At 39.8% G+C, this 12,150-nt stretch carries 11 protein-coding genes; 4 read left to right on the top strand and 7 right to left on the bottom strand.

Annotation, left to right across the window (positions count from 1 at the left end):
• The first annotated feature begins 22 nt into the window (after nt 1-22).
• Together cls and uvsE are read left to right on the top strand one after the other, a co-directional pair.
• Nucleotides 23-1,210, top strand: a complete 1,188-nt coding sequence (gene cls / locus RGB74_RS00985) for a cardiolipin synthase (protein WP_310761131.1) — start codon at nt 23-25, stop codon at nt 1,208-1,210.
• 25 nt (nt 1,211-1,235) lie between these two features.
• Nucleotides 1,236-2,189 (top strand): UV DNA damage repair endonuclease UvsE, encoded by a 954-nt coding sequence (uvsE, locus tag RGB74_RS00980; protein ID WP_310761130.1) that lies wholly within the window; start codon nt 1,236-1,238, stop codon nt 2,187-2,189.
• A 103-nt stretch (nt 2,190-2,292) separates the two neighbouring features.
• Here uvsE and RGB74_RS00975 read toward each other — a convergent pair whose 3' ends face one another.
• The 4 genes from RGB74_RS00975 to RGB74_RS00960 form a co-directional block, all read right to left on the bottom strand.
• Nucleotides 2,293-2,463, bottom strand: coding sequence for a DUF1427 family protein (locus RGB74_RS00975; protein ID WP_310761129.1), 171 nt, complete (start codon nt 2,461-2,463; stop codon nt 2,293-2,295).
• 82 nt (nt 2,464-2,545) lie between these two features.
• Nucleotides 2,546-3,097, bottom strand: coding sequence for a DinB family protein (locus RGB74_RS00970; RefSeq protein ID WP_310761128.1), 552 nt, complete (start codon nt 3,095-3,097; stop codon nt 2,546-2,548).
• A gap of 178 nt (nt 3,098-3,275) precedes the next feature.
• On the bottom strand, nt 3,276-4,946 hold the full coding sequence (gene argS, locus RGB74_RS00965) for an arginine--tRNA ligase (RefSeq protein WP_310761127.1): 1,671 nt from the start codon (nt 4,944-4,946) through the stop codon (nt 3,276-3,278).
• The gene (locus RGB74_RS00960) at nt 4,947-5,384 is read right to left on the bottom strand and encodes a YwiB family protein (protein ID WP_310761126.1); all 438 of its coding nucleotides are present in this window, start codon (nt 5,382-5,384) and stop codon (nt 4,947-4,949) included.
• 232 nt (nt 5,385-5,616) lie between these two features.
• Between RGB74_RS00960 and RGB74_RS00955 the strand changes: the two genes are divergently transcribed.
• A complete protein-coding gene (locus tag RGB74_RS00955; protein WP_310761125.1) occupies nt 5,617-6,630 on the top strand; it encodes an NADP-dependent oxidoreductase in 1,014 nt (337 codons plus the stop codon).
• Nucleotides 6,631-6,846: 216 nt separating this feature from the next.
• Here the strand turns inward: RGB74_RS00955 and RGB74_RS00950 are convergent, their stop codons facing one another.
• Nucleotides 6,847-8,589 carry a PAS domain S-box protein gene (locus RGB74_RS00950; RefSeq protein ID WP_310761124.1) on the bottom strand — a complete coding sequence of 581 codons (1,743 nt, stop codon included), beginning with the start codon at nt 8,587-8,589 and terminating at the stop codon, nt 6,847-6,849.
• A gap of 237 nt (nt 8,590-8,826) precedes the next feature.
• Here RGB74_RS00950 and RGB74_RS00945 point away from each other — a divergent pair, with 237 nt between their 5' ends.
• A complete protein-coding gene (locus RGB74_RS00945) occupies nt 8,827-9,450 on the top strand; it encodes an AmiS/UreI family transporter (RefSeq protein ID WP_310761123.1) in 624 nt (207 codons plus the stop codon).
• Nucleotides 9,451-9,975: 525 nt separating this feature from the next.
• Here the strand turns inward: RGB74_RS00945 and speB are convergent.
• Entirely contained in the window at nt 9,976-10,848 is an 873-nt protein-coding gene (speB, locus tag RGB74_RS00940; protein WP_310761122.1) for an agmatinase, read from the bottom strand.
• A gap of 67 nt (nt 10,849-10,915) precedes the next feature.
• Nucleotides 10,916-11,743, bottom strand: a complete 828-nt coding sequence (gene speE, locus RGB74_RS00935; protein WP_310761121.1) for a spermidine synthase — start codon at nt 11,741-11,743, stop codon at nt 10,916-10,918.
• Nucleotides 11,744-12,150: the final 407 nt, after the last annotated feature.

The raw sequence follows: 12,150 nt of genomic DNA, 5'->3' as shown, positions 1-12,150 counted from the left end.
ATGTAATGAGGAGGAACCTATTATGTGGATCGTACTGATACTGGCAGTCCTATGCATTTTAGCAGGGATTGATTTTTATTATGGACACAAAAGAATGATCAGTCTGGAAAAACCTCCTTACTGCGCAAAAGGCGACATGCAATTTTTATCAACTGGTTATCATTTGTTTGATGCCTTATTTGAAGATGTTAAAAAAGCCTCTCAATATATACATATGCAATTTTATATCTTTCGCGATGATGAGCTTGGCGATGAACTTTGCCAGCTATTAATTAAAAAGGCTCAACAAGGTGTCGAAGTACGTTTGCTTGTTGACTATTTAGGCAGCAGATCGATAAAAAAACAAACGATCTCTCGCTTAGAACAAGCAGGGGTTCACTTTCAATACAGCAACAAGCCTGGTTTCCCCTATTTCTTATACCGGACTAACCATCGGAACCATCGGAAAGTAACCGTAATCGACGGTGAAATCGGTTTTATTGGCGGTTATAATGTCGGCAATGAATATTTAGGTAAAGACACAAAACTTGGAGACTGGCGTGATTATCATCTCAGACTGAATGGCCCGATTATCGGCGGATTGGAAAGAACATTTATAGATGATTGGAATCTGGCATCAGGTGAGGAAATACAACCGAAATCTTCAAACCAAGAGATGACAGCCTGCCTAAAAAAAGACTATATGCTTGTAGGTTCAAATGGAAAAGCAATCTACCGGTTCTTTTACGAAAAAATACAACGTTCAAGAAAAAGTATTTTAATTGGTTCACCTTACTTCGTTCCGGGTAAAAAGATGAATGAGGCCTTGCTTCGTGCAATCAAAAGAGGCGTTTCCGTAACGCTGCTCGTACCGATGCACCCCGATCATCCTCTTGTACAGGAAGCTTCTTATCGATATTTAGAGCCTCTTCTGCAAGCAGGTGCTGTTATTTATCAATTTCATGAGGGGTTTTATCATTCTAAAGTTTTTATTTTTGATGAAGTGTGGTGTGATATAGGAACAGCCAATTTTGATCTCAGGAGCTTCTTTTTTAATGACGAACTCAACTGTATCATTACGGATAAGAACGATATCCAAGAAGTAAAAAAAGGCATCGAATCCGACCTTGCCCGCTCCGAAAAATTAACATTAAAACGGTTGAAAAAAATGAGGACGTTCTGGGTGCGGCTAAAAGAAGGCATCGCATTTATCATTTCACCGATGCTCTAAACATAGAGATTAGAGGGGGACATACATGATTGTTTCGTTTGGGTTCGTTTCGACGGCCTTAAATATATATGAAGCTTCACCAGCCAAAACGATGACATTTGCAACATATCAAAAACGCGAAAAGAAAGAACGGGAAGCACAGCTGCTTTCGATTACAAAAAACAACCTGCAACGAACATTGCGGGTTCTTCATTATTGTATCGCACACGAACTTCCACTTTATCGGATGTCTTCATCCATCGTTCCATTAGCCACTCACCCTGAAGCGGCATGGAATTTTTTAAAGGAAACCTCTGAAGAGCGGAAAGAAATTGAACACATTGTAAAAAAACATGACTTACGAACAAGCATGCATCCTAATCAGTTCACATTATTCACGAGTCCGCGCAAGGAAGTAACATTGAACGCTGTTAAAGACATGCAATATCATTATGATCTTCTAAAAGGCATGGGGATTGAAGACCGAAGCTACATCAACATTCATGTTGGGGGTGCTTATGGGGATAAAGAGTCTGCCTTAGAACGATTTTATGAAAATATTAAATTGCTGCCGGCTAATGTGAAAAGCCGGATGACACTTGAGAACGATGATAAAACATTCACAACCGAAGAAACATTGGGAGTATGTGAAAAAGAAAATATTCCGATGATGTTTGATTATCATCATTACAAAGCAAATTCTGGTGAAACCCCATTAGAGGAATTATTACCGCGATTTGTACAGACATGGGAAAACACCGGCAGACCGCCTAAAGTCCATCTTTCCTCACCGAAGAACGAAAAAGCGTATAGAAGTCATCACGATTTTGTAAGCTTGGATTATGTCCTTCCGTTTTTTAAAATGGTTTCCAATTTTACAGACAAACTGGACGTTATGATCGCAGCTAAACAAAAAGACCGCGCAGCACTGAAACTCATTGAAGAGCTATCAAGCGTACGCGGTTTTAAGAGGATAAATGGCGGTTCCATTTTGATGTAATTATTTAGGCTGTTTTCTAAAAGAGCGCGATTTTTTAAATTTGTTTTGGGAAAGCGAAATCAGCCACTACTTTTTAATAGCCATAAAGTTTACGAAAACAGTCTTATTTTAAAATATTAGCCGCAATCCAAATGTAAAATTGATAGCCTAAATAAATACCGATGATCCCCATAATCCCCGGAAGAGCTGGAGGAGCAGGAATCGGTAATTTAAACAAGGCGAACACAAAACCGACGAGTGCGCCTGTGATCAAAGATAAAAGGATAATTTTCAAAAGAAATAGCCCCCATACTCATTTAATTAGCAATCTTATTTTATTAATATGGCACGAGCGGATAACATTATCCCTATTATCCTTATGTTTCCTGCGATAGCTTGTAGTATTTTTTTAGCAAACGAATCTGTCCGCAATGAGCGATTTCATCTTCAAAAACATGAAACCACTTAAAGTAATTATTGCTTGGCAGCCCTTCCCACCAAGGTGTCGTCTCATATAGCCAGGAATCTGGAAGCTCTTGAAAAAGATTCAACGTTTTTTCGCGCGTTTTTTTCAAATCTTCTATGTAAAAATCCGCTGTGTTTCCAGAAATGACAGTCGCTGCTTCCCCCAAACTTATTGCGGGTTCAAGTGTTTCTGCATATCGGTCAATCTCTTCTTCAGATAGGTGTGCACCCTCAATGCTTAAATATTGATAGATTTTCTCGACCGCATTGAAATGAGCAAGCAGCATCCCGATTGAGTTGCCTATTCCATTGATTTTGAAGTCCAGCGCTTCAATTGATAAATCCTGAACGTGTCTTATTGTCATTTCTCTCGCATAGTTCATCATACTGATCAAAATGGAAAAGTCTTTCGAATACCCCTCGATCTCATCGATGATATACCGGCTTCTGTTGGACGTATGCATTAAAAAATCCTCCTTTACTCTACTTATGGATTCAAGATAATAGAGAATTTTCCTTTTTTGTGATGGAGTTTGAGTGTATTTTCTGTAACTCGCCCGTATTTTTCGCATAGCGCTCGTATTTCCTCAAACCTCTCCTTTAAATAAGGAAAAAACCTGCCAAATGACAGGTTTTTCATATTTACATACGCTCAGGTGCTTCCACCCCAACAAGGTTCAATGCGTTTTGAATCGTAATTTGAGTTGCTTTCATCAACGCGAAACGCGCTTCTGATTTTGTTTTGTTTTCTGAATCAAGTACACGCTCTGCATTGTAGAAACTGTGAAGTGCAGATGCGAGTTCAAATACATAGTTTGTCACACGGTGCGTTAAAAGCTTATCCGCCGCTTCTGTAACAACCGCAGGGAATTCACCGATCTTCTTCAGCAATTCGAACTCTTTTTCAGAGTCGATTTGTGATAAATCCAGATCCCCCGTATAAGAAAGACCCATTTCTTCACCTTGGCGAAGCATGCTGCAAACACGTGCATGTGCGTATTGCACGTAGAATACTGGGTTTTCGTTCGATTTAGAAACGGCTAAGTCCATATCGAAATCCAGATGAGTATCATTGGAACGCATTGCAAAGAAATAACGAGTTGCGTCAATTCCCACTTCTTCCATCAGTTCACGTAATGTTACAGCTTTACCCGTACGCTTACTCATTCGAACTTTTTCACCGTTTTGGAATAGAGAAACGAGTTGGATGATCATGACATCCAATTGTTCTTTTTCATAGCCTAACGCTTGGATCGCCGCTTTCATACGTGGAATGTATCCATGGTGGTCCGCTCCCCAAATGTTGATCAGCTTATCGAATCCGCGGTCAAACTTATCATTATGATACGCGATATCAGGAGTTAAGTAAGTGAAAGATCCGTCATTTTTAATAAGAACGCGGTTTTTGTCATCCCCGTAATCTGTCGTACGGAACCATGTTGCTCCTTCTTCTTCATAAACAACGTCCTTAGCTTTTAACTTTTCTAATGCAGCATCGATTTTACCATTTTGATAGAGAGAAGTTTCAGAGAACCACACGTCAAAAGGTACACGGAACTCCGCTAAATCGTTCTTAATCTTTTCTAGTTCACGCTTCAAACCGTATTCACGGAAAAAACTGATGCGTTCGCTCTCTTCTTTTTCTAGTAAAGAATCTCCGTATTCCGCAGCTAAGTCTTTACCGAACTGAATGATATCCGCTCCGTGGTAGCCGTCTTCTGGCATGTCTTTATCTTGACCAAGCGCTTGAAAGTACCGTGCTTCAATAGAGAACGCCATATTGTTGATCTGGTTTCCTGCATCGTTAATATAAAACTCTCGGGAAACTTCATAACCCGCAAAATCTAAAATGTTGCAGATCGAGTCACCTACTGCAGCACCGCGTGCATGCCCTAAATGAAGCGTTCCTGTAGGATTAGCAGAAACGAACTCGACTTGTATCTTTTTATTGTTGCCATACTCTGTACGCCCATAATCTTTATCCGCTTTAATAACAGTCGGAACAAGATCTGTTAAATAAGCATTATCCATGTAAAAGTTGATAAAACCAGGACCCGCGATTTCAACTTTTGCAATAGAAGCTTTTGATTTATCAAAGTTTGCAACCAATTCGTCCGCGATCGCACGTGGTGCTTTTTTCGCGATACGTGCAAGCTGCATTGCCATGTTTGTAGCAAAATCACCATGTGCCTTATCTTTCGGTACTTCAAGAACAACTTCTGGAAGCTCTTCTTTTTTAGCAAGTTCTGCTTTTACTGCTGCATTTTCGATTTCGTCTTTTAATAGCTGCTTGACCTGGTCAAGGATATTCATTTATTTTGCCTCCTGAAAATTTATTTTGATCCGATGTTTTCCTGTATGTTCACCTTGAAGAACCAGTTCATACGAGAGGTTCAGTTCCCCTGTCTGTTTTTGCTGGTTCCAGCGAAAATTCATTTGATGTGTGGTCGTTTCCATCCAAAGCTGGCCATATGGGCTGTCGTACATCCCTTTTGTTGTCTGGCCAATCAAATATTTTTGTTTCATAGATACACTGCCTGAGCGAATGATCAGAATTCCAGCGTGCGTTATTTTAATCACATTGTTAACCATTCCTGCACCTTCGATTTCTTCTTTATACTGCAGGTATGTGACATCGCCTTTTTTATAAAGTTTGCCCTCGGTTTCCGTATGATGCTTTTCTTTCTCGCCGCTAAAATGGACTTCTGAGCTTATCGAAAGCGCAACAGACAATTCTGTATCTTGATCCATGCAAACAACACTTCCTTTTTTGTGTATAACCTTGTCTATAACCTATCCATTATAAAAGATTTAACACGTATGCTTCAACCTTCTGAGGCTTTTTTAGAGAAACTATTTAAAATTTATATTCTGATCGAAACCTTTGATGATAAGATGAGTGCTTTTTTTTGGATTAGTGATGAATAAAGCGTATGATTACAACGTGAAGATGAATTTAGATCTAAGGAGGATGAGGATAAAGATGAATAACGAACGAATTTTACTTGTGAGCAGACCAAAAGGAACTCCAGCAATGAGTGATTTCAGATACGAAGAGGCTGAAATACCTGAGCTTAAAGGTGATCAAGTACTCGTAAAAACAATCTATTTATCTGTTGACCCCTATATGAGAGGCCGCATGAATGACACAAAATCATACGTACCTCCATTTGAATTAAATGAAGTAATTTCTGGCGGTGTTGTCGGACAAGTCGTACAGTCTCTTTCAAGTGACTTAGCTGAAGGGGATTTTGTCATCGGCAACCTTCCTTGGCAAAAATATAATATCGTAAACGATATTTCGGTGCGAAAACTCGATCCAAACATCGCTCCACTTTCAGCTAACCTTGGTGTTCTTGGCATGACAGGATTAACGGCTTATTTTGGATTACTGGATATCGGGAAGCCTCAAGAAGGTGAAACAGTTGTCGTGAGCGGAGCTGCAGGTGCAGTTGGTACGATCGTTGGACAAATCGCTAAAATTAAAGGCGCTCGCGTTGTCGGAATCGCAGGATCAGAGGAAAAAACAGCCTATTTGAAGAATGAGCTAGGGTTTGACGAAGCGGTTAACTATAAAACAGAGAATGTGCGTGAAGCTTTAAAAGCCGCTTGTCCTGATGGTGTCGACGTTTATTTTGATAATGTCGGCGGAGAAATCTCTGACGAAGTTCTTAGCCTCCTCAATCACGGTGCTCGTATTCCAATCTGCGGGCAGATCGCTCTTTATAACCTTGAAAAAATGGATGTTGGTCCACGTATTCAAAGTCAGCTTCTGATCAACAGTGCCTTAATGAAAGGTTTCATCGTGAGTGATTATGCTGCTCATTTTGAAGAAGGTGCCATGGAACTCGCAAAATGGCTCATGGAAGGCAAGCTTTCTTACAAAGAAAATATCGTTGAAGGCTTTGAAAACACGATCGATGCATTCCTCGGATTATTTAAAGGTGAAAATACAGGAAAACAGCTAGTAAAAGTAGCTGATCCTGAGAATGTATAACACATTGAGATTGCTTGTATGAGAAAAGACTCAAAAGGTGCTGAAAGACAGCATCCTTTTGAGTCTTTTTTTGTTTGTTGAATGATTTGAGGGAAATAACCCTCTTTTAAAACCAGTAAAAATGAAACGAGTATACATTCATATGTGAAACCAAGAATACACCCTGTACAAATTTAGAATAACGGCAAGGGAAATAAATTGTTTGGGGTCAGACCCCTATGGTAATGGAAGGATCATTTTCACTGTCGTTCCTTCTCCTACTTCACTAGAAAACTCAAGATTTCCTTTGTGCTCTTTCATAATCTTTGAGCTGACCATCAGACCAAGTCCTGTGCCTTTTTCTTTCGTTGTGTAGAATGGCTCACCGATTTTTTCGAGGCACTCAGGCGGGATTCCGCATCCTTCGTCTTTTATTGTAAGCTCAATTTTATTAACAAATACTTCAGCTTTTATATGAATGGTGCCCCCATCTTCCATGGCGTCCATCGCATTTTTCACCAGGTTGATCAGCACTTGCTTCAGCTCGTTCTCTTCTGCCTTAATGAACGGCAATTCCTCGCTTAAATCAATTTCAAATTTTATATCTTGAACAACTGCCTCTGGCTTCAGAAGCGCTTCTACAAAAAGAAGCAGTTCATTTATTGATGTTTCTTTAAACAATTTCGCCTGTGGTTTTGCGAGCAAAAGCAGCTGACTCATGATTTGATCGATTCGACTCAATTCTTTATCCATGATTTTATAATAGTGAGAAGCATCGAGTTCCTCATTTTCTTGTATGAACTGGATAAATCCTTTAAGTGAAGTTAGTGGATTACGGATTTCGTGTGCGACAGATGCAGCAAGCTGACCGACGATCGAAAGCTTATCCGATTGTCTAAGGATCGCTTCTGATTTTTTTCGCTCAGAGATATCCCGGGTAACCCCAATAATTTCTGTTACTTGTCCCTGTTCATCTGCAATACTTTTACAAGAAGTTTCAAGCCACACGTAATGCCCATCTTTATGCAACAGTCTAAACTGAACTATGCAAGAGGAAGGACCATGCATCAGTTGTTCGTGACCTTTCAAAGATGCTTCTTCATCATCTGGATGCAAAATTCCATAGCCGGTTTTCCCGATCATTTCTTCAGGGTCTCTGCCTAGAAGCGCTTTGCAAGCAGGAGAAACATATGTGTACGTTCCATCTGGTTTATGAGTTGTGATCATATCCATCGCATGTTCCGCTAACAGCCTGTACCTCGCTTCACTTTCTTCGAGCAGAACTCTCGATTCAATTTTTTCAGTAACTTCCCGTCCAAAAACGAGGAGGTTTTTCCGTGAACCGTCTGCATTAAAAACCGGAATTTTATACACATCAAAAAAACGAGTTCCCCCGTCTTTTGAAGGAACACATTCATCACATCGAACAATTTCTCTTGCTTGCCAAACTTGTTCATCTGTTTGGATGCAATACTCAAAAACTTCGCGATAGAACGGTCGGATCGCAGCTAAGTCTGCATCGGTCTTTCCAGTAAATGAAAATCCTTGCAAATCAAACAGTTCTCCTACAAATTCGTTCGCGAAAACAAAGCGCCCTTCCCCATCTTTTATTCCTATAAAGTCAGGTACGATATTCATGATTGTTTTTAGCAAAGGCTCATGTGCGGAAGGAGTAATCGCAGGTTGCAGTAAGAATACAAAATAATGATAATTTTCATCTTGAACAGGCAAAGTTCCCTTTTTTATTTCTACAGGAACGACGCCATTTGCAGTCAGCAGCGTGCCTTCCTTATTTTCTCTATGAATCATTAAAAGGTCATGAACCGAACGCCCTGCTGTACAATTTTCTAAACCGCACAACAACTGAAACTTCTTATTCCCAGCTACAATTTGACCATTACGATCAGCAAGAAGTACAGGGTCTGACAAATGATTGATGAAATCATATACAAATTGCATATCTTTTACATTCGCATCCACGTCGATATCCCTCCTTTTTCTTTTATTTTCATAATTTTACTATAGCAAAAAAGCCGGTGAGGCATAACAAAATTCGACAAAAGTTGATAAAATTCATTCAAGATTTATACATTTCAACTTATTTTGCTTCAAATTCCCATTGCTTTCCTTTAAAGCATTCGATATATTTATTATTTGTAAGAGGTCTGACCTCTTTTTGTTTTTCATAAAACTTACCTATTAGTGAGGGATTTTTATATGGGTGCTATTGGATTATTGTTTTCAGGTGGAGCATTATTTTTAAATAGCTTAATGCTGCTTGGAAAAGCGGAAGAAAAAAGTGTCGCGTTTTTTAATATATTGGTCGGACTGCTCCAAGTCATTACTCCAATCTATTTAATAATTACATCCGATCAATCAAATTGGTCGATGTTTAACAATGGAGCCGTCTTTTTGTTTGGTTTTACGTATCTTTATTTAGGAGCGACCATTCTAAAAGGTTTCGATTCTAGCGGACTTGGCTGGTATTCATTGTGGGTGGCCATGATGGCACTCGTTTATGCAGCAGTTTATTACATTCAGGAAAATGATGTTTTGAACACGTTTATTTGGGTGATGTGGGCATTTCTTTGGTTCTTATTCTATCTTTCATCCGCACTTAAAAAACCGTATGAGGCATATATCGGAAAAGTAGCTTTCGTACAATCGTGGGTAACATTAACATTGCCATCCCTTTTCATGCTGCTTGATCTTTGGCAGATCGAGAAGCTTCAGCAGATCTGGATCTATGTATGTGCAGCATCATGCCTATATTTTGCCGTAACAGCCGTTTTGTATTTCAAAACACTGCAAAAAGAAGAAGTACTGCAGGAAATTTTATAACCGGCGTTAAAAAAGGAGACCGATCTCAATACAGATCGGTTTTTTTTATGCTTTGAAGAGCTTTTTTGCTTTATCTCATACTTTAACAATGTAAAAAAGGAAGATTCCAGCCGGAAAACTTCCTTTTATCTTAAACTTTGAATGAAAAAGTCCAATGGTGAGTGACTTGTGATGAAAATCAATAGACTGATTTTCTGCAATAAGTCTGATTAGGTATAAATTGAGTCTGTTTAACCTTGAATTGAGTCTGTTTTTGAAAAATTGAATCTGTTTGCTCCATAAATGAGTCTAATTCAAAAAAATTGGGTCTTTCTACAAATTTCGACATCGTTCACGCGCTTATTTAATCAAACAAAAAATCCCGAAACGCAGCTAAAAAGCCAACGTGCCGGGATTACCTAATTATCTTGTTGATTCAGAGACGAGCAAAACTTGCATGAAGCCTGCGAGTTGCAACGAGTAATCGCAGGAGCAGCGCTTTTACCTTCAGTTAGTAATAGAGGAACGCTTATCAATCAACGAATGTTATTTCACCCAGCCAAGTAAGATCTCACGAAGAAACTTACTTGCTGCGATCGGAGTTTGTTCTGATGAATCGTAGATTGGCGCTACTTCTACTAAATCAGCTCCAATAATGTTGATGTCTGCTTGAGCAATTGCCTGGATCGCTTCCAAAAGCTCTTTTGACGTAATTCCGCCTGCTTCAGCTGTACCTGTTCCAGGTGCTGCTGATGGATCAAGCACATCGATATCAATCGTCACATAAACGTTGCGTCCTTTTAATGTAGGAAGAACTTTTTTCAATGGTTCAGCCACATCAAACTTGTACATGTGCATGCCGCTTGTTTTTGCAAATTCGAACTCTTCGCGCATACCTGAACGGATACCGAATGAATATACGTTTTCTGCTCCAATCAAGTTACACACTTTGCGGATCGGTGTAGAGTGGGAAAGTACTTCTCCTTCATACTGTTCGCGAAGGTCCGCATGTGCGTCAATATGAATAACCACATAGTCATCATATTTTTGCTTTAATGCTTTAAATACAGGCCATGTTACTAGATGCTCTCCGCCAAGACCTAATGGAAACTTGTTGTCGTTCAACAAAGTGGATACGTACTCTTCGATCATATCAAGAGAACGCTGCGGGTTTCCGAACGGCAATGGAATATCTCCAGCATCAAAATAATTAACTTCTTCTAAATGCTTGTCCATGTAAGGACTGTACTCTTCCAGACCAAGAGAAGCTTCGCGGATTCTTGCAGGACCAAAACGGCTGCCAGGGCGGAATGATACTGTCCAGTCCATCGGCATTCCATAAATAACAGCGTCGGCACTTTTATAATCTGGCTTACTTAAAATAAATACATTTCCAGAATAAGCTTCATCAAAACGCATATTCAAACACTCCTTTTAACGTAAAAAATTAAAATGCGGGGAGCTTAAACAAAGCCCCCCTCACCTCTTATTTCAGCAGATCACTTACAAACTTCGGCAGTGCGAATGCAGCTGTATGAAGCTGTGGTGTCCAATATTTTGTTTCGATATCGTGGAAACGCTCAGCAGGCACTTCTAACGGATCGTGTTTCTTTGATCCGATCGTGAACGTCCAAAGTCCGCTTGGGTATGTTGGAATGTTTGCTGTGTAAAGACGTGTGATCGGGAAAATTTCGCTAACATCTTTGAATACTTGAGAGATCAACTCAGGTGTGAACCAAGGGTTGTCCGTTTGAGCAACAAAGATTCCGTCTTCTTTTAACGCTTTAGAGATTCCTTCATAGAATCCTTTTTCGAAAAGCTTAGCAGCTGGTCCAACAGGCTCAGTTGAGTCAACCATGATTACGTCATACATATTTTCGCTTGTCGCGATGTGCATGAAACCATCATCTACTTTTACATCAACACGCGGGTTCTCTAACTCACCAGCGATTTCAGGCAAATACTTTTTAGAGTACTCGATTACTTTTCCATCGATCTCAACAAGCACTGCTTTTTCAACAGATGGGTGCTTAAGCACTTCACGGATAACTCCGCCGTCTCCGCCACCGACAACTAAAACGTTCTTCGGGTTCGGGTGTGTGAAAAGTGGTACGTGCGCTACCATCTCGTGGTATACAAACTCGTCTTTTTGCGTTGTCATAACCATGCCATCAAGGATCAGCATGTTTCCGAATTCTGCCGTTTCAACCATATCCAGCTTTTGAAATTCCGTTTGCTCAGATACGTACGTTTTTTTGATATTCATTGTAATTCCAAAGTTCTCTGTTTGTTTTTCAGTAAACCAAATACTCATATTGGTCTCACTCCTAATCTATATTTGAAATGCCAGGCATCAAAAGTTTCATTTTTTCACAAACAAAATGATTATAGCATTCTCACCCTTAGATTCCAATTTAATTTTTGGTAAAAATACATCTGTGCCTATGAAGACTCTTCAATAACGGTACCCTTCTGCATCGATTCGTATTCGTTTCATGATAAAAATAGGCATTTTACCCTGTTTCTTTAGGATGACTTATGACTTCCCTCAAAAGTGCTATAATGATAATAGCGTCAGAAGGACAGACGGCCGGCGCATTCCCTTTTTAAAACTGGAGCTGAACAACTTGCTGGTTTTGCAGCTTTTCAGTTAAGGGGGGTGATGCCTCTGACGATTTTTGAGGCGTTGATGTTTGCGGTCGCTTTTAGCTCGCTTATCGT

It is taken from the genome of Bacillus sp. NEB1478 (assembly GCF_031582965.1).
In the GTDB taxonomy this organism is placed as follows: domain Bacteria; phylum Bacillota; class Bacilli; order Bacillales; family Fictibacillaceae; genus Fictibacillus.
The sequence above is the reverse complement of the archived record's forward strand: the minus strand, read 5'-3'. Positions and strand labels throughout refer to the sequence as shown.

What these genes read in the sequence shown, in the direction of transcription:
- cls (WP_310761131.1), top strand. Translation starts at nt 23, where the DNA reads ATGTGGATCGTACTGATACTGGCAGTCCTATGCATTTTAGCAGGGATT.
- uvsE (WP_310761130.1), top strand. Translation starts at nt 1,236, where the DNA reads ATGATTGTTTCGTTTGGGTTCGTTTCGACGGCCTTAAATATATATGAA.
- RGB74_RS00970 (WP_310761128.1), bottom strand. Translation starts at nt 3,097, where the DNA reads ATGCATACGTCCAACAGAAGCCGGTATATCATCGATGAGATCGAGGGG.
- argS (WP_310761127.1), bottom strand. Translation starts at nt 4,946, where the DNA reads ATGAATATCCTTGACCAGGTCAAGCAGCTATTAAAAGACGAAATCGAA.
- RGB74_RS00960 (WP_310761126.1), bottom strand. Translation starts at nt 5,384, where the DNA reads ATGGATCAAGATACAGAATTGTCTGTTGCGCTTTCGATAAGCTCAGAA.
- RGB74_RS00955 (WP_310761125.1), top strand. Translation starts at nt 5,617, where the DNA reads ATGAATAACGAACGAATTTTACTTGTGAGCAGACCAAAAGGAACTCCA.
- RGB74_RS00945 (WP_310761123.1), top strand. Translation starts at nt 8,827, where the DNA reads ATGGGTGCTATTGGATTATTGTTTTCAGGTGGAGCATTATTTTTAAAT.
- speB (WP_310761122.1), bottom strand. Translation starts at nt 10,848, where the DNA reads ATGCGTTTTGATGAAGCTTATTCTGGAAATGTATTTATTTTAAGTAAG.
- speE (WP_310761121.1), bottom strand. Translation starts at nt 11,743, where the DNA reads ATGAGTATTTGGTTTACTGAAAAACAAACAGAGAACTTTGGAATTACA.